The sequence below is a fragment of the Weissella sp. ESL1177 genome, from assembly GCF_058107185.1.
Map to the genome: position 1 here is coordinate 1,337,085 of NZ_CM176591.1, position 16,995 is coordinate 1,354,079.

18 protein-coding genes and 1 other annotated feature (1 of these 19 cut by a window edge) are annotated in these 16,995 nt (G+C 37.6%); of the genes, 3 read left to right on the top strand and 15 right to left on the bottom strand.

Features of this window, described 5'->3' with window-relative positions:
* Positions 1-39: 39 nt before the first annotated feature.
* The 7 genes from AC3B5D_RS06485 to uvrA all read right to left on the bottom strand — a co-directional run bounded on the left by AC3B5D_RS06485 (position 40) and on the right by uvrA (position 8,136).
* Positions 40-1,035, bottom strand: a complete 996-nt coding sequence (locus tag AC3B5D_RS06485; protein ID WP_489840834.1) for a D-2-hydroxyacid dehydrogenase — start codon at positions 1,033-1,035, stop codon at positions 40-42.
* A 370-nt stretch (positions 1,036-1,405) separates the two neighbouring features.
* Positions 1,406-1,999: an ATP-dependent Clp protease proteolytic subunit gene (locus AC3B5D_RS06490; RefSeq protein WP_489840833.1), complete on the bottom strand. Its 594-nt coding sequence runs from the start codon at positions 1,997-1,999 to the stop codon at positions 1,406-1,408.
* 87 nt (positions 2,000-2,086) lie between these two features.
* Complete coding sequence (gene whiA / locus AC3B5D_RS06495) at positions 2,087-3,049, bottom strand: DNA-binding protein WhiA (RefSeq protein WP_489840832.1); 963 nt, start codon at positions 3,047-3,049, stop codon at positions 2,087-2,089.
* 20 nt (positions 3,050-3,069) lie between these two features.
* Positions 3,070-4,071 (bottom strand): gluconeogenesis factor YvcK family protein, encoded by a 1,002-nt coding sequence (locus AC3B5D_RS06500; protein WP_489840831.1) that lies wholly within the window; start codon positions 4,069-4,071, stop codon positions 3,070-3,072.
* Positions 4,068-4,961 (bottom strand): RNase adapter RapZ, encoded by an 894-nt coding sequence (rapZ, locus tag AC3B5D_RS06505; protein ID WP_489840830.1) that lies wholly within the window; start codon positions 4,959-4,961, stop codon positions 4,068-4,070. The genes AC3B5D_RS06500 and rapZ overlap by 4 nt, the downstream gene beginning before the upstream one ends.
* A 127-nt stretch (positions 4,962-5,088) precedes the next feature.
* Positions 5,089-5,208, bottom strand: a complete 120-nt coding sequence (locus tag AC3B5D_RS06510) for a putative metal homeostasis protein (protein ID WP_002827852.1) — start codon at positions 5,206-5,208, stop codon at positions 5,089-5,091.
* Between the two features lie 75 nt (positions 5,209-5,283).
* Positions 5,284-8,136, bottom strand: a complete 2,853-nt coding sequence (uvrA, locus tag AC3B5D_RS06515) for an excinuclease ABC subunit UvrA (protein WP_489840829.1) — start codon at positions 8,134-8,136, stop codon at positions 5,284-5,286.
* Positions 8,137-8,332: 196 nt separating this feature from the next.
* Here uvrA and AC3B5D_RS06520 point away from each other — a divergent pair, with 196 nt between their 5' ends.
* On the top strand, positions 8,333-8,632 hold the full coding sequence (locus AC3B5D_RS06520; RefSeq protein WP_489840828.1) for a hypothetical protein: 300 nt from the start codon (positions 8,333-8,335) through the stop codon (positions 8,630-8,632).
* Between the two features lie 67 nt (positions 8,633-8,699).
* On the opposite strand, the gene AC3B5D_RS06525 is transcribed toward AC3B5D_RS06520, so the two are convergent.
* Positions 8,700-9,878 (bottom strand): ATP-binding protein, encoded by a 1,179-nt coding sequence (locus AC3B5D_RS06525; RefSeq protein ID WP_489840827.1) that lies wholly within the window; start codon positions 9,876-9,878, stop codon positions 8,700-8,702.
* Positions 9,879-9,901: 23 nt separating this feature from the next.
* Positions 9,902-10,144 (bottom strand): hypothetical protein, encoded by a 243-nt coding sequence (locus tag AC3B5D_RS06530; RefSeq protein WP_489840826.1) that lies wholly within the window; start codon positions 10,142-10,144, stop codon positions 9,902-9,904.
* Between the two features lie 129 nt (positions 10,145-10,273).
* Between AC3B5D_RS06530 and AC3B5D_RS06535 the strand changes: the two genes are divergently transcribed.
* Positions 10,274-11,113 carry an aldo/keto reductase gene (locus AC3B5D_RS06535; protein WP_489840825.1) on the top strand — a complete coding sequence of 280 codons (840 nt, stop codon included), beginning with the start codon at positions 10,274-10,276 and terminating at the stop codon, positions 11,111-11,113.
* Between the two features lie 224 nt (positions 11,114-11,337).
* Here the strand turns inward: AC3B5D_RS06535 and AC3B5D_RS06540 are convergent, their stop codons facing one another.
* Positions 11,338-11,922 (bottom strand): uracil-DNA glycosylase family protein, encoded by a 585-nt coding sequence (locus AC3B5D_RS06540; RefSeq protein WP_489840824.1) that lies wholly within the window; start codon positions 11,920-11,922, stop codon positions 11,338-11,340.
* A gap of 159 nt (positions 11,923-12,081) precedes the next feature.
* Here AC3B5D_RS06540 and AC3B5D_RS06545 point away from each other — a divergent pair, with 159 nt between their 5' ends.
* Positions 12,082-12,576 carry a cupin domain-containing protein gene (locus AC3B5D_RS06545; RefSeq protein WP_489840823.1) on the top strand — a complete coding sequence of 165 codons (495 nt, stop codon included), beginning with the start codon at positions 12,082-12,084 and terminating at the stop codon, positions 12,574-12,576.
* A gap of 86 nt (positions 12,577-12,662) precedes the next feature.
* Here the strand turns inward: AC3B5D_RS06545 and AC3B5D_RS06550 are convergent, their stop codons facing one another.
* Genes AC3B5D_RS06550 through AC3B5D_RS06570 form a run of 5 tightly spaced genes read right to left on the bottom strand, consistent with a single transcriptional unit; the run spans position 12,663 to position 16,553 of the window.
* Complete coding sequence (locus AC3B5D_RS06550; protein WP_489840822.1) at positions 12,663-12,950, bottom strand: PTS sugar transporter subunit IIB; 288 nt, start codon at positions 12,948-12,950, stop codon at positions 12,663-12,665.
* A gap of 39 nt (positions 12,951-12,989) precedes the next feature.
* Complete coding sequence (locus tag AC3B5D_RS06555; protein ID WP_489840821.1) at positions 12,990-14,327, bottom strand: PTS galactitol transporter subunit IIC; 1,338 nt, start codon at positions 14,325-14,327, stop codon at positions 12,990-12,992.
* A gap of 13 nt (positions 14,328-14,340) precedes the next feature.
* Positions 14,341-14,790 carry a PTS sugar transporter subunit IIA gene (locus AC3B5D_RS06560; RefSeq protein WP_489840820.1) on the bottom strand — a complete coding sequence of 150 codons (450 nt, stop codon included), beginning with the start codon at positions 14,788-14,790 and terminating at the stop codon, positions 14,341-14,343.
* Positions 14,777-15,166, bottom strand: coding sequence for a hypothetical protein (locus AC3B5D_RS06565; RefSeq protein ID WP_489840819.1), 390 nt, complete (start codon positions 15,164-15,166; stop codon positions 14,777-14,779). Before AC3B5D_RS06565 ends, AC3B5D_RS06560 begins: the two co-directional genes overlap by 14 nt.
* Positions 15,159-16,553: a BglG family transcription antiterminator gene (locus tag AC3B5D_RS06570; RefSeq protein WP_489840818.1), complete on the bottom strand. Its 1,395-nt coding sequence runs from the start codon at positions 16,551-16,553 to the stop codon at positions 15,159-15,161. The genes AC3B5D_RS06565 and AC3B5D_RS06570 overlap by 8 nt, the downstream gene beginning before the upstream one ends.
* A gap of 212 nt (positions 16,554-16,765) precedes the next feature.
* Positions 16,766-16,995, top strand: a binding site (T-box leader) (it continues 49 nt past the right edge of the window).

Consider the following 16,995-nt stretch of genomic DNA (forward strand, 5'->3'; position numbering starts at 1 on the left):
CAATAATGAAATCCCACAATCATTATTACAATAAACTGATTAATACTTCACCTCATTAGGTGTCTCTTCACCCTTGATAAAAGCTAGTGAAGCATTCATTGATTGTGTAACCATTTCATATACAGCCTTAGTTGTATAGAATGCTGTGTGAGGCGTTACCAAAACATTCTCACGTGTAATCAAATCTGCAATTTTTGCATCAGGGAACTCTTCGTGTGACCAGTCCTTATTAAACAAGCCTACTTCGTTCTCATATACGTCCATTGCAAGACCAAAAATCTTACCAGAATCCAAGCCATCGATGATTGCATCAATATCCATCAAATCACCACGAGAAACGTTAATCAATACAACATCATCCTTCATTTTAGCGATTGATTCTGCGTTAATCATGTGGTAATTTTCTGGCAAACTTGGCACGTGAAGTGAGATCACATCAGCTTGTGCATACAATTCATCTAATGTATCAACATAAACACCTTCTGCTTCAAGTTCAGCGTTGTGGTATACATCATAAGCAACAATCTTAGCACCAAAACCCTTCAAAATATTAATCAAAACACGTCCAATATGACCTGTTCCGATAATTCCAAATGTTTGCATGCGCATTTCACGACCAATTGTTGGTGCCCAACGCAAATCGTGATTAGCAATCTTGTTGTCTAATGCCTTTGACTGACGTAACACGCGAGCTCCTTGAATTGCAGCGTGCTCAGCAATTGCATTAGGTGAGTATACGGCAACGTTTGAAATTGAAAAGTCGTAGCGACGAGCTGTATCAAAGTCAATGTTATCTGTACCTACATTACGTAACGACATTTTGTTAATGCCCAATTCATGCAAAGCGGTCAACGTTTCAGGTGTGTATGATAGTTGTTGGTATACATCAACTGCATCTGCGCCTTCAGCTAACTTAGCAGTCTCTGGATTCAACAACTTATCAGTAAAGTCTACTTCTACTTCTGGGTGGGTTGACTCCCACTCGCGTAGTGCGGCTTGCTCATCTTCTCGAATACCATATGCAAAAATTTTCATTATCCTATTTCCTCCAAAGCATGTCTTAACACTTTTAATTATAGATATATTTGTGAAATATTCAACATATAATACACGTAGAACCAATATTCAACGTTTCAATATGGGACAAATCACTTTAATAATAGCAAAAATATTATCCATATTTTTAATTAAAAGCGCTTACACAATGTGCATAGGTTCACAATAGGAAAGTATTTATTTAACCATCAAAAATACTTTCCATACCTAATGATATGCTCTAAATGGGCTATATGTCAATAAAGAAAGCGCTTTCTTAAACTTTGTGAAAAAAAGGTGTCGTGACATGAATTTTAAATCATGTCACGACACCCATTGTCAATATTAAATTTTCAGCGAAAGTTAATTATTAACTCTTATCTTTTGCACTAGTCATAATCTTATCAACCAAACCATAAGCAAGTGATTCCTCAGCATCTAACCAGTGGTCGCGCTCGGTATCTTTTTCAACTTCTTCAAATGGCTTACCTGTATTATCTGCCAAAATTTGATTCAACTTCTTACGTGTCTTCAAAATTTCTTCCGCAGCAATTGCAATTTCAGTCTGTTGACCTTGCGCACCACCAGATGGTTGGTGAATCATAAATTGTGAATTAGGCAAAATGAATCGCTTACCCTTCGCACCTGAAGAGGCTAATACTGACGCCATTGACGCTGCCAAACCGATCGTAATTGTTTGGACATCAGCACTAATAAAATTCATTGTGTCATATATTGCCATACCTGCATTAACCTCTCCACCTGGAGAGTTAATGTACATGTAAATATCCTTATCTGGATCTTGGGCATCTAAGAATAGCAACTGGGCAATAATTGCCGTTGCCATTTGAGATTCAATTTCACCATTGACCATGATAATCCGGTCAATCAACAAACGTGAAAAAATATCATATGAGCGTTCACCATGTGATGATTGCTCAATAACATATGGAATTGGTGTCATTTATACTTTCCTCCTGATGTTCAAAGTCAAGAACATAATACCATTCTAACATTAAGTCAAGAATGGTCAAAATTTATTTTTTATAAACTATTTTTGCTGTAATTCTTTAGGTACTCGGCCGGTATCACGCATTTCATCAGCCATTTTTGTGAGTTTACGGAGCCGATGATTAACTCCTGATTTAGAAATCTCACCAGATGGTACATATTGACCAAGTGCGGATAACGGTTCTTCACGATGTGCCAACCGTACTTCAGCAATTTCACGTAACTTTTCTGGTAAACGGCCTAAGCCAATTTCTTCATCTAAGAATAATATATCATCAATTTGCTTTTGACTGGCATTCACTGTCTTATCCAAATTAGCATTTTCTGCATTGACTAAACGATTGACTGAATTACGCATATCCCGAATAATACGCACATCTTCCATGCGAAACATGGCATTCGTTGCCCCAATCACTTTCATCATATCGCCAATCTTTTCTGCTTCTTTTAGATAGACAATAAATCCTGAACGCCGTTCAACAACTTTGGCATTCAAATCAAAACGATTCATGAGACCAGCCAATTGAATCGCTTGTTCTTCATATAAAGAATATATTTCTAGATGATATCGACTAGTTTCTGGATTATTAACGGAACCTGCTGCTAAAAAGGCGCCTCGTAAATATGATCGTGCTTTTCCTTCTGAAGCTAACCACTCATCAGGTACTGTCGGTAATAGTTCAAACCCTTCAAAAATATGCAAATCATCTAGCAATTCACTAACGCCCTGTGTGATCCTTACGACGTACAAATTATTCTTTTTTAATTTCATTTGACGACGCACTGAAATTTCGGAAGGTAATCGATAGAATTGTTGTAATAAGCCTAAGATACGCCGAGCAGTGGCCGCATTTTCTGTTTGCACATTCAATGTAAAATGTTGATTAGTTAAGCCTAATGACCCATTCATTCGTAGTAATGCTGATAGTTCCGCTTTCGCATTATCTGGATTACTAATCTCTAAGGTGGTTAATTCTTTTTTAACATCACTTGCAAATGACATTATTGCCACCTCCACTTCATTTATTTTGGTGATTGATGCGTTAATTGCATAATTAATTGAGCAACCGCATCCCCATCATGAAAAGCACCATCATCTCGCAATGCTAATAAATCACCTAGCAACGGCTCTGCACCTTGTGCTCGAACAGCTGCTGGATCAGAATGAACCTGGAATGAGATTTCATTCCACCGTTGCCAATCAATATAGTCATCTGGTACTTTACCAGTATTCATAATAACGGCATCAACGATTCGTTCCCCAACATGGTTATTGATCGCTCTAACATGATCAGCATCGGTGAAATTATCCGTCTCACCTTTTTGGGTCATAATATTAGCAATGTAAACAATTTTAGCTCGCGTTGCACGTAAAGCATCTGCAACATTTGGTACCATCAAATTTGGCAGAATGCTAGTAAACAAACTGCCTGGTCCAAGTACAACGATGTCTGCTTCTAAAATAGCATTAACGACTTGCGTTGGTGCTTGTACTTGACGTTGTTCATCAGCTTGCGGCGTCACCCAAATATGATCAATTACTTTATGAGCCGCTGTAATTTCAGCTTCTCCAGCTAATGCCGTACCATCTGAAAAGACTGCATGCAACACCAACGGTTCATTTGCAACTGGATAGACGTGCCCCTGCACACGCATTAATTTCGTTAACACTTGCACACCATCAAAAATATCATGTTCTTTTTCGGCCATTGCAGCAATAATAAGATTGCCTAATGAATGATGTGCAAACATATCATCTTCTGGTTTAAAACGATATTGAAAAATATCAATGATACTTTCTGGTAAATTAGATAGCGTTGCAATGACATTTCTAATGTCACCAGGCGGTACCATTTGCAGATAGTCACGTAGCGTTCCCGATGAGCCCCCATCATCTGCAACAGTAATGATTGCTGTTAAATCACTTGGATATTTTTTTAAACCATCAAGCACGACCGGTTGACCAGAACCACCACCAATGACAACAATCTTTGGCATTCGTTTCACAGTATATTGATTAGTCATGATCGATTAGTGCTCTCCTTTCGACGGTCGATATCACGATGACGTTCGTTAATAACCCAGTCTTGGCTTAAGTCTTCACTTAAACGATGGGCAAAAGCAACTGAACGATGTTGTCCGCCAGTACATCCAAAGGCAATTGTTAACGTGCTTTTGCCTTCCGTCTTATACTTAGGCAATAACCAAACAATTTGTTCATATAGTCGTTTATAAAATGTTTGCGCATCATTAGATTGCCAAACATAATCTGCCACAAACTTATCTAACCCCGTCTTTTGTCGCATTGTTTGTTGATAATAGGGATTAGGCAAAAAGCGAACGTCAAACATCAAATCCGCATCTAGCGGGACACCATATTTAAAACCAAAACTCATGATTTGCACAGAAAATGTGCCGGCTTGATCACTTTTAGAACCAAAATGTTCTTGAATATAATTACGTAATTGACGAGGTGCATAATCATCTGTATGAATAATTTCACTCGCTAAATCATAGATTTGTGCTAATTTTTCTCTTTCAAGCTGGATACCATATAGTGTGCCTCCTTCACCAGATAATGGATGTGAACGTCGTGTTTCTTTATAGCGTGCAACAAGTTCTTCATCTGAAGCATCAATATAAATAATTTTTAAATCATACTTATCATGACTATTCTTTCTTAATTGACGCACTTCATTATCTAAGTCTTCAAAAAAACTTTGTGATCGTAAGTCGATCATGACGGCCGCACGTTGAATATTATCTTCATCAGAAATCATTTGCCAAAACTTGGGCAACATTGCTGGGGGTAAATTCTGTACAGTAAAGTAACCTAAATCTTCAAAAGCTTGAATGGCAACCGTTTTTCCTGCACCGCTCATACCAGTGACAATCACTAATTCTTTTTTGCCCATCTGGTCATCCTCCTCCTAGTTTATCCTATCTATTGTATCATTTTTACGATATACTCGGGAGTCGCTCGTAACTGAAAATGCTCCATAATGTCAGACTAATTATCTAATCATTACGGAGCATTAAAAATTACTTTTTTGTTGTTTGGCGACTTGCTTCATGAAGTGCCTTCAACGCGCGCTTACGTGTCTTAATATTTGGGCTTTTCATCTTACGACGAGCTGATGCAACATCTAATTTTTCTGCCATGATTATCACTTCTCCATCTATCATTATAGCTTACAAATAATAAGTATAAGCGCTACAAAACAACATTGCAAGTTATTAAGATTTTTGATCAAGTGCACGTTGCCGGTCACGAGCCATAATTGGTGCTAAATATTGACCTGTATATGAATTTGGTGTTGCAGCAATCTTTTCTGGCGTACCCGTCACTAAGATGTTACCACCACCTTCACCACCTTCAGGCCCCATATCAATCAACCAGTCAGCAGTTTTGATCACATCAAGATTGTGTTCAATAATCAGGACAGTATTGCCACCATCAACCAAACGTTGCAATACCTCAAGTAGTCTGGCAATATCCGCTACGTGAAGCCCAGTTGTTGGTTCATCCAGTATATAGAAGGTCTTACCTGTTGATTTACGTTGTAGTTCAGATGCTAGCTTCATTCGTTGGGCTTCACCACCCGATAAAGTCGTTGCCGATTGCCCTAATTTCACATAACCCAGACCTACATCAACCATTGTTTGTAACTTACGGTGAATTTTAGGAATGGCCGCAAAAAAGTCTACTGCTTGCTCAGCCGTCAAGTTTAAGACGTCCGCAATCGTCAAACCACGATAGGTAACTTCAAGTGTTTCCGAATTATAACGGGTCCCCCCGCAAACTTCACACGTCACATAGACATCTGGTAAGAAATTCATTTCAATTTTGATGACCCCATCACCCTTGCAGGCTTCGCAACGACCACCCTTCGTATTAAATGAAAAACGTCCCTTTTTATAACCACGCATTTTGGCCTCATTTGTTTGTGCAAATAATGCTCGAATATCATCAAACACGCCTGTATAAGTCGCTGGATTTGATCGTGGCGTACGACCAATAGGACTCTGGTCAATATCCACAATTTTATCGATATTATCATACCCTTTTAATTGACGATATTTCCCAGGTTTTTCAGAGTTACGATTTAATTCCATTTTAAGAGCTCGCTTAAGGATGGTATTGACTAGCGTTGATTTACCTGAACCTGAAACTCCTGTTACCACTGTAAACTTTCCTAAAGGAAAATCAACATTAATATTCTTCAAATTATTTTCAGAAGCACCTGTCACCGTAATTTTTTTACCATTACCCGGACGTCTTTTATCTGGTACGGGAATAAATTGCTTACCAACCAAATATTGACCAGTCAATGACCGTGGATTTGCTTCAATTTCTGCTGGTGTTCCCACTGCGATAATTTCACCACCATGTTCACCAGCACCTGGACCAACATCAATAATATAATCAGCTGCTCGCATGGTATCTTCATCGTGCTCAACAACAATCAATGTATTGCCTAAATCACGCATCTGATGAAGAGACTGGATCAAACGATCATTATCCCGCTGATGCAATCCAATTGAAGGCTCATCAAGCACATACATCACACCCGATAAATTAGAACCAATTTGAGTTGCAAGACGAATACGTTGGGCTTCACCACCTGATAAAGTCCGAGCCGATCGTGAGAGCGTCAAGTAATCTAAGCCAACGTTCTTTAAGAAACGTAACCGATCTTTGATTTCCTTAACAATTGGTGCTGCAACTTCTTGATCTTGTTGACCAAAAGACAATTCTTCAAAAAAGAGCAATTCTTTATCAACAGATTTTTCAGATACTTGTCCAATATTTTGACCACCAATTTTAACGGATAAAGCCCCCTCATTTAAGCGGTAGCCATGACATGCTTTACAAGTTAATTCATCCATATAACTTCGCATTTGTTCACGCGTGAAATCTGAATTTGATTCACGATAACGACGATCAATATTATTCATAACGCCTTCAAATGGGACATCAACATCGCGAACACCCCCAAAATCATTTTCATAATGAAAATGGAATGTCTGATCACTAGAACCATATAATACTAATTTTTGTTGTTCATCAGTTAGTTTCTCAAAGGGTACATCCATTGGCACGTTAAAAGCTTCAGCAAATTGGCGTAACATCTCTGGATAGTAAGATGATGAGATTGGATTCCAAGCATCGATGGCTCCTTCTGCTAGTGTTTTACTAGCATCTGGTACCACACGATCTATATCCACTTCTAACGTCATACCCAATCCGCCGCAAACTGGACAGGCTCCTAAAGGTGCATTAAAAGAAAACAATTGTGGTTCTAATTTACCAACTGCAAATTTCTTCAATGGACCAGTATAATGATCTGAATAGGTTAACTGTTCACCTCTGATTACATCTACCATGACCAAGCCTTCAGCTAAACGCATCGCTGATTCAAACGATTCAAATAACCGGGCGCGCGAACTATCTTTCAAAATAATACGATCAACAACAATTGCAATATCATGATACTTATTTTTATTTAAATCAATATCATCAGTCACTTCATGCATTTCACCATCCACAATAAAACGTACAAAGCCTTCTTTTTGAATACGTTCAAAGGCCGTTGCGTGCGATCCACGTTTATGCCGAATAATTGGCGCCAAAATTTGCATACGACTGCCTTCAGGCAAACGCTCTGATAAATCATTTAGCATTTGATCAATTGACTTCATAACAATCGTGCCATCGGCAGCAGGATCAGGCTTACCAACACGTGCAAATAGCAGACGATAGTAGTCATTGATTTCAGTTACTGTACCCACAGTTGACCGCGGATTTTTTGATGTTGTTTTTTGATCAATCGAAATGGCAGGACTTAACCCATCAATTGCATCAACATCTGGTTTATCCATTTGTCCTAAAAATTGACGTGCATAAGAAGATAAACTTTCAACATAACGTCTTTGCCCTTCAGCGTACAATGTATCAAAAGCTAATGAACTTTTCCCGGATCCAGACAAACCAGTCATCACAACAAATTTATCTCTTGGAATAGCAACATCGACGTTTTTCAAATTATGAGCGCGTGCGCCATGAATTTTTATCCAATCGTTGACCATAAAATGTCTCCTCTAATCTAAGTTGAACTAATTGTATTATACCCCTTTTGACAACCATTTTGTTAGCTATAACTTAATCAAGCATCAAAACATTAATTTTAACAAAATGTTTCTATGGAATTTCATGGAATTTTTCCCATGACAGCTAATTTCACGTATAATGGTTATATTATTAATTATTGGAGGTTGTCAGCTCATGAATCACAAGACTGCTAAAGCATGGTCTTTGCGCTGGATTGCTCAACATATTGCATCCTTTATTCTATTAATTGGTGCCGTGTTGGCTGCCGCAGCGGCACTAACAATGCTCGTTATTGCAGTTGAAGAGATTATTGCACTTATTTTTGCGCAACGATTAATTAATACCTACACCAATGTTTATGGTAACGCATGGACTACAATTGCTTGGCACTTTGTCATTGTTTTTTCACTCGTTACCTTTTGGTCGGCAATCGATACCTTCATTCCCGAACCTGAAAGCAAAGCTCATCACTAATTATTTTCAAAAATCCTGTTGGCCAATGTTAAACAACATTACCCAACAGGATTTTTATGATGTTTGCTTAAAAAAATTTTGGTGTATTTGTTTGATGATTCATTGCAGGTACTAATAATACAGCCAATGACTTTGGTGGCATAAACTGATCACCTATTAATAGCGCATGACCAACGTGTTGACTGACAATCTGCTTTGTATAACTCTGTATCATTGGTAGTTGTGCTAATTCACTAGATGTACTCAATCGATGAATCAAGTAATTACCAAACTGACCAAGTAATGCCGCTGGTAAATCAAGCGGACTTTGTGTGGTCAACATTAAGAATAGGCCTGATTTACGTCCTTCACGAGTAATTCTAAAAATACCATTAGTGACTAATTCATCCGTCGTCAAATAACGATGGGCTTCATCAATCAATAAAGTGACTGGCACACTATGTTTGAGTTGTTGCTTCTCACGTAATAATGACGTCGTTAATAATGAAACAATAACTTTCCCTAAATCTAAATTATCTGCGAAAACAGAACAATCGATCACTAAAATTTTATGATTGCTTCGTTGACTGGCAAACAAACGCAATAAATACATGACATCCGTTTGCATACTGGTGGTTACAAGTTCATCTTCTGGTAAAGGCATATGAAATAAGCGTTGAAAACGTTGTTGACTAGTCAATCGTTTAATACGTCGAATTAAGGGCAAACATTTAGCAAAATTAGTCTCGTCTATTTGTTGACCAATCAAATCAAAATCATCGACAGGTACCGCATATTCTTGGCGCAACTGTTCAGGTAATAATCCTAACTCAACAGGTTGCGGATAATGATATAACTTCTGACGGTCTTGCTCAAAATCTTGCCATGATCGATTAACTTTATGATAAATACCGGGTTCATGCACAATATTCTTTTGTAACTTCAAACTATCCAAAGCATCTGCCATTTTTTCTTGCATATCAGCATCAGTAACACCAAATAACAAATTTAAATCATGACCTGTTAATTGTTCATAATCAATGTAGGCATTGTACCCCAACTTAGCAACTACTGCATTTGGTAAATGTGTATATTCACCAGTTGGATCAATAATCATTGTCGTTTGATTTTGCATCATTAGGCCATGTAGAATCGTCATTGCACTAGTTGATTTGCCACTACCAGTCGCCCCAACAATCAATAAATGTTGTTGCAATAACCGATCAGCTGAGACAGCTGTTTCACTTGATAATGGTATTGTTATCATATTTTCTCCTTATACAATTATCTTTAAAGCAAACGAATAACGTCCCATAAGACATTAACAAACCAAATGATTGCTATCGCCAAAAATAGCCATTGCAACCGTGAACGTTTCATAAATAATGCTGTTAAAAAAATTATCATTAATATTAAGTGGTACCAAATAATTTGAGGCGTAAATACATCAAATAATGAATAGAGACCTAAAGCACCCATCATCAAGGCGAATAGCACCAAAACTAAATTACTGAAAGACATTCTTTTTTTCACTCTTTTTTCCTCCAAAAAGATCACTATCACTATGTTACCTTTACTTCATTGATAATGCGATAACAACTGCTTGCAAATTATGACTTTAAATGCGACAGTAGTCATAGATTACTAAGGAGGGGTTTATTTATGTCAATTCCAAACGTTACATTAAATGATGGTCATCAATTACCTAGTTTAGGACTAGGAACCTATCAACTCAAAGGCGGTTCAGGCTTTCAACAGGTGTTAGCAGCCATTAAGAGTGGTTACCGTCTTATTGATTCAGCAACCAATTATGACAATGAAGGTATTGTGGGTAAAGCAATTCGCCATTCTGGTGTACCACGTTCAGAATTTTTTATTACTTCAAAGTTACCAGGTAAGTATCATGATTATGAAAGTGCCCGTGATGCCATTCAAGAGTCTTTGGCTCGAATGGGATTAGATTATTTTGATCTATTTATTATTCACTGGCCACTACCTAAGCGTGGTCTTTACGTTGAAGCATGGCAAGCTTTAGTAGATGCACAAAAACAAGGTCTCATTCGTTCAATTGGTGTGTCAAACTTTGAGCCAGAACACTTGGATCGGATTATTGAAGAGACTGGTGTGACACCTGCTGTTAATCAAATTGAAATTCACCCTTACTGGGTCCAAGAAGATAATATCTTAGAAAATCTTCGTCGTGGTATTAAAGTTGAAGCATGGAGTCCTCTTGGTCGTGGTAGTTCTGCATTGAAAGAACCAGTTGTGCAAAAAATTGCGGAGAAATATGGTAAGTCAACTAGTCAAATTATCACTCGTTGGCACATTGACCGCGGTATTATTCCAGTACTGCGTTCTTCAAATCCAGCACACCAACGAGAAAATCTTGACATCTTTAATTTCGAATTAGAAAATAACGAAATTGCCGCTATCAATGATCTAAATCGTCCTGATGGTCGTATCGATGGTCAAGACCCCAATGAATACGAAGAATTTGATTAAAAAGAGAGCTGATAAAACATCGTTTTGACGTTTAAAATAAGGTGCAAATTTGGCATGCTGCCGTAGCACAGCGAAGGCGTGTGACATATTTGTGGCTTATTTTGGACGGACTGATTGGTTATCGCGTTTAAAAAGAGCTGATAAAACATCGCTTTGACGTTTAAAATAAATACATTAAAAAGCACAGATGTTCTTACATCTGTGTTTTCTTTCATATTATTTACTTATTCTTCATTCATTAGCTCACGTACTCTTGTTTGTAAAACTGGCACGATGTCTGCTTCAAACCATGGATTTTTACGTAGCCAAATATTATTTCGTGGTGAAGGATGCACAATTGGCAAATACTTTGGTCCAAAATCATGATAGCGTTTAATAACTGCTGTCATTGTTTCAGATTTTTTTATCGGTAAATAGAACCTTTGGGCATATGCGCCAACTAAAATGATTAATGATACTTTAGGCATAGTCGCTAACAAACGGGGATGCCATTTCTCAGCAAAGCCCTTTCGTGGTGGCAAATCACCACTTTTACCCTTACCTGGAAAATAAAAATCTAATGGTAAATTACCAATTTTACCACTACGATAAAATTCATCTGCAGTTACGCCTAGCCATTCGCGTAAACGGTCACCACTTTTATCATTGAATGGCACCCCCGTTTGTTCGACTTTTAAACCCGGTGCTTGGCCGATGATTAGAAGTCGAACATCTGGACCAACTTGATAGACCGGTTCAATTCCTCGTTCAGTGTATTGTCTATTTTGTTCATCTGCCATGATCGCCTGTTTAATAGCCAAATCACTCATTTACATCACCTTCTTTTATTGTTGTACCTGAATCATCATACTATCCAGAACCATTTTATCACGATCATCAATAATCCTCATTTTTATAACAATGTATCAGTTCATAATCATTTAACTGTTATAATGATACGTAAAATAAATAAAGGAGCTAATTTTCTTATGAAAAATATGGACTATTGGATTAATCATCTCAATCTTGCACCCCATCCTGAAGGTGGTTATTTTATTGAAACAGCAAAAAGTGACCAAACAATTGATTTACCACAGAGTACTCGATCTCTTTATACGTCAATTATCTTCCTGCTAACCGCAACTAATCCATCACATTTACATCGTTTAACATCTGATGAAACTTGGTTTTATCATGCTGGTGCCCCATTAACTGTACATTGTATTTTTTCTGATGGGCACTATGAAGCGATTAAAATTGGTCCAAACGTCGATGAAGGTGAACAACTATCTTATACTGTTCCTAAAAACACTATTTTTGGCTCAAGTGTTGATCAAGCGTACAGTGTTGTCAGTTGTGTCGTGTCACCTGGCTTTGATTATCGTGATTTTGAACTGTTTACACAAGCTACCCTAATCAAGCAATATCCAGAACACAAAGTCATCATTCAAAAATTAGCATTTACTGACCTACCAGAAAATTAAAAAAAACCGAAACAGTTACTTCTGTTCCGGCTAAAACGTGTCATAAAATGATTTTGTGGCACGTTCTTAATTTATGATCGACTTAATTATAACTTTGCTTCAATTTGGTCGTACACTTTTTGTACACCAACACCTGTTAATAAAGCAACCCCATTAATAACCTTGTCTTTGATGGCACTAGGCACCATTGTCGTTGAAACAACAATATCATAATCACCATCCTCAATTGCACTAACTTCATCTGCAATCTTTGATTGTAAAAACTTCACTTGATCTGCCTTACCAACTGATTCCAAATAATCTTTGATTTTTCCTGATGCAACAGTTGATGTTGCAATACCAGTTCCACAAACTACCATTAATGACTTTGCCATAATATAAACTCCTCTTTTATCTATTTACTATTTTAAAAGTTAAACTTCTTCTACTTTGTCTGTCTTTTTAAATTTATTTAACCAAATCATCAAACCAAGAACGATAACAAAGACAATTGCCATACCGCCCCATGACATCAATTTACCAAGTCCGACGATTAGCAATGTCGTCCAAGCACCACCATCTGACAAAACAGAAATTGATGTGGCACCATTCATAGCGAAATGTGCCGACTTAGCTGCTGATGTTAGCAGTGGCGCAATCCATGATGCAATATACAAAGACACTGCCAAATCAATGACACCACCGACAACGATTCGGAAGACATTACCACCAAAGACTGCTGCCATAACAGCTAACATAAATGGAATGGTTGCCAAATCACCGAATGGTAGCACACGGTTTCCTGGTAAGATAACCGCAATCAATAGTGATACTGGTACCAAAATCAATGATGCTGAAAGAACAGCTTCTTGACCAACTGCTAGAGCTGAATCCATTCCGATATACAAGTCACGACCTGGGAATTTCTTTTGCACCATCGTGTTAGCTGCTTCTGAAATTGGTGACAAACCTTCCATCAAAATAGCAACCATACGTGGCATCAAAATAAGAACGGCTGATGTTGTAATTCCAAGATTTAAAATCTTAATTGAATTATATTGTGCCAAAGCACCAATCACAATTCCAATAATCAACCCCATAACGGCTGAATCACCAAAAACACCTAACTTCTTTTGAATCGTTTCAGGTGTCCAGTGAATGTTCTTAACACCTGGGATACGATCTAATACCCAGTTGATTGGCAATGCCAATACGAATCCTGGCGCTGATGCACCTTGTGGGAATGAAATACCTTCTAAGCCATAATGTTTTTGAATTGTTGGCGCAGCCAAATCAGCTAAGAAGTAAATCCACATTGCGTGAACAATCATTGTGAACAAACCTAATCCAAAATTGTGAGTTGCTGCGTAAACCAATGAGCCTGAAAAGGCAATATGCCAATAATTCCATAAATCGACATCAAGTGTTTTAGTTAAACCAATTACCAATAGCACAACGTTTAGTGCCACGCCAATTGGAATTGCCAAACTACCCAATGTTGTCCCATATGAAATAGCTGACGCTGCTGGCCAACCAACATCGATAGAATTCAATGATAAGCCAAAGTGTTTAACCATTGCTTGTGCAGCGGGTCCTAAGTTATCGGTTAGCAAACCGATAATTAAGTTCAACCCAGTAAATCCAATTCCAACCATCAATGCGGCTTTAAAAGCTTTACCTGGTTTAATCCGTAAAATTAATCCAAAAACAAATAGTAATAGTGGTAAAAATACGGTTGGACCAGCATCCAATAACCATTTAATTACACCCATGATATTTCCCCTTTTATTCTATCCCTGCGTTCTTTAATGTTTCAATAACTTCTTCTGTATCTTGTGCTAATAATAATTGCTGAATTTTTTCTTTATCTTGAATTAAAGCGACTAGTGTCTGCAACATACCCAATTGCGCATGCGCTTCCTTTAGCGCCAACATAAATACGAACTTGACTTGAATTTCTTGTCCATCCCCCATCTGTAAGAAAGTAACCGGGTCTCGTAGGCGCAAAACACCTATTTGGTCATAATTAACATGTTCCGCATCCGTATGTGGCATAGCAATACCAATATCTTCCGTGGCCAACCCCGTTGGAAATTCAACTTCACGTTTTAAAATAGCTGGCTTGTATGACGCTTTAACAGCCCCACTAGCAATCAATTGATCAGCTAATTTTCTAAGAGCTGCTTGGTTATCTGATGCACTCTCGTCAAGTAAAATAATTTTATCTGATAGCATTTAAACTCACCTCCTTTATAAATTCTTCTAAAGCCTGTTGTGACTCTATCTGTTTCAATTTGGCTAAATGCTGTGACTGCAAAAGTACACCTAATAAACTAATCAACTGATTGTCAGGCAGTTGACTATCAATAGTCAAAACTAAAGCTGATTTTGCTGGGCTTTGAATTAATAACAAACCTTGCTTTGTCAGGTTTGGCAATTCAACATGTGGCATGATCATATCTGCCGTAATAGCCGTACTGCCTAACGATTCACGCGCCTGCATCACGGTCAAAGCCTCTTTTTGATCTAAATCAAATTGGTTGGCGACATATTCGGCCATCACAGCCATCGTTGGCAGTGTCGACGTTGATAAAAATTTAAATTTAACCATATAGCATTTCCTCAACTTTGCGACGATCACTCTCGTTAAACAACGCACTAACCTGAATAACAGGTGACGCTGGTTGAAAATGAATGGCAACTGTCGAAATAACCAAGTCGACTTGTTCAAATTTTTTGAGATTCAATTCATAATCTCGAGCCGAAATCGTGCCAACAATATCAAAATCAGGAAACGCATGTCGCACTTTAGTCTGCAATAACTGTGCCGTACCAACGCCTGTTGAACACATTAGTAAGACGCGTTTTTTGACATTGGCTTCTTCTAACGCCCTCACAACATAAAGGGTTAAAAAACCAATTTCATCATCTGAGACATCATATTGTGTTTGTGCCAACACTTGTTGCACTCGACAAAATGTTTCTTGGTAACTAAAACGAATATCATTCAGTAATGGGTTAACAATCAGCATGTCTTCTTTCATCCGGTGAATCATCGGTCGTACATGCCCAATTAACGCATTACGTAAATTTTCGATATTAACATGTGATGGCAAAGATAAACCATGAATTAAATAATCCACCAAGCGTCGTGCTTCATTTTCCTGACTATTATCCAAGGTACGGTCATATCGTAACCCCACCAAATATAACATCAAGTTTTCAATTTCTTGGCTATTAATTTGAACATGTGCATACTCACTGATGTTATTAATAACTTGTCGTGCAACTCGCAATAATAATTCATCATAGTGCTCATGCATCACGACTGGTGTATCTAATTCACCATTATGTTGTCTCACCCTGTCTAACAAAATGTAGAGATGTGAAAAAATATTGACAGTGTACGGATCTAAAATTTCTACATCAAGTTCTTTTTCAATCAATGTCATCTGTGCACTAACAAACGTTTGATCTGTTTTTGAAATATTTGGAAAAATTCCTGATAACCCTTCAACAACCTGTTGTGTAACAGTATTCTCCAACAAAAAATAATTTAACGCTTTTCGAACTTGTATTTCAGTCCCCACAACTTTAGCTTCACCAGCAGATCGATCAATACTGATGTGAAACGGACGAAGCATGTCATTTAAAATACTTAAATCACGCTGCAAAGTTGATTCTGAAATGTACATTTTTTCTAATAAACGCCATCGATTCAAACCATGTGGAAACGAATGTAATAAATTAATTGCTAAATCAAGCTGTCGTTGCTCATCTTGTTCGGTCATCGGTGTTGAAAACCGATTTTCTCGCAAACGATATCCCCGTCCCCGTTGTGACTCGACCACGTTGTCGGTTTGATTCAACTTACTGATCATGCGATAGACTGTTTTTTTTGACACATCAAAAGTCTGTGAAATCAATTGTGCGTCAACAAAATCTGTTTGTTGACCCAAAAACATCAATATTTTATTTTCCAAATTATTGGTGCTCATTTTTTCACTTCCTTTCTACAATTTATATTTTATCCTTGAAGTTGTAAGCGTTTTCTTAATTAAATGTCCATTGCAATGGCCATTAATTTTTAAACATCGCATGTTTTAGTGATATCATGATGTCTTATAAAATATTTATTTGAAAAATTAAAAGTATTGACACTTTTATTAAAATGTTCTAATATACATAGCAACAATTAATAATTCGTCCAAATAAACCGATGAAGTGGAGATCAAGATCATTGTGCACGCAAAGAGAGTTGCCATTGGTGAGAGTGCAATCGAACGCAGATGATTAAATGGACCACTGAGGGTTCCTTCGAAAATTTTTGAGTACAGGGAAACGTGTTGGCATACGTCAGTTGCCGGAAGGATGTTGGTCCTTCGCTAAGGGTAATTAGGTGTTCATGTCAGCTAATATCGTATTCGTCTATGGCTAACA

Excerpts from the sequence above, each read along its gene's own strand:
- AC3B5D_RS06485 (WP_489840834.1), bottom strand. The coding sequence starts at position 1,035 with ATGAAAATTTTTGCATATGGTATTCGAGAAGATGAGCAAGCCGCACTA.
- AC3B5D_RS06490 (WP_489840833.1), bottom strand. The coding sequence starts at position 1,999 with ATGACACCAATTCCATATGTTATTGAGCAATCATCACATGGTGAACGC.
- whiA (WP_489840832.1), bottom strand. The coding sequence starts at position 3,049 with ATGTCATTTGCAAGTGATGTTAAAAAAGAATTAACCACCTTAGAGATT.
- AC3B5D_RS06500 (WP_489840831.1), bottom strand. The coding sequence starts at position 4,071 with ATGACTAATCAATATACTGTGAAACGAATGCCAAAGATTGTTGTCATT.
- rapZ (WP_489840830.1), bottom strand. The coding sequence starts at position 4,961 with ATGGGCAAAAAAGAATTAGTGATTGTCACTGGTATGAGCGGTGCAGGA.
- AC3B5D_RS06510 (WP_002827852.1), bottom strand. The coding sequence starts at position 5,208 with ATGGCAGAAAAATTAGATGTTGCATCAGCTCGTCGTAAGATGAAAAGC.
- uvrA (WP_489840829.1), bottom strand. The coding sequence starts at position 8,136 with ATGGTCAACGATTGGATAAAAATTCATGGCGCACGCGCTCATAATTTG.
- AC3B5D_RS06520 (WP_489840828.1), top strand. The coding sequence starts at position 8,333 with ATGAATCACAAGACTGCTAAAGCATGGTCTTTGCGCTGGATTGCTCAA.
- AC3B5D_RS06525 (WP_489840827.1), bottom strand. The coding sequence starts at position 9,878 with ATGATAACAATACCATTATCAAGTGAAACAGCTGTCTCAGCTGATCGG.
- AC3B5D_RS06535 (WP_489840825.1), top strand. The coding sequence starts at position 10,274 with ATGTCAATTCCAAACGTTACATTAAATGATGGTCATCAATTACCTAGT.
- AC3B5D_RS06540 (WP_489840824.1), bottom strand. The coding sequence starts at position 11,922 with ATGAGTGATTTGGCTATTAAACAGGCGATCATGGCAGATGAACAAAAT.
- AC3B5D_RS06545 (WP_489840823.1), top strand. The coding sequence starts at position 12,082 with ATGAAAAATATGGACTATTGGATTAATCATCTCAATCTTGCACCCCAT.
- AC3B5D_RS06550 (WP_489840822.1), bottom strand. The coding sequence starts at position 12,950 with ATGGCAAAGTCATTAATGGTAGTTTGTGGAACTGGTATTGCAACATCA.
- AC3B5D_RS06555 (WP_489840821.1), bottom strand. The coding sequence starts at position 14,327 with ATGGGTGTAATTAAATGGTTATTGGATGCTGGTCCAACCGTATTTTTA.
- AC3B5D_RS06560 (WP_489840820.1), bottom strand. The coding sequence starts at position 14,790 with ATGCTATCAGATAAAATTATTTTACTTGACGAGAGTGCATCAGATAAC.
- AC3B5D_RS06565 (WP_489840819.1), bottom strand. The coding sequence starts at position 15,166 with ATGGTTAAATTTAAATTTTTATCAACGTCGACACTGCCAACGATGGCT.
- AC3B5D_RS06570 (WP_489840818.1), bottom strand. The coding sequence starts at position 16,553 with ATGAGCACCAATAATTTGGAAAATAAAATATTGATGTTTTTGGGTCAA.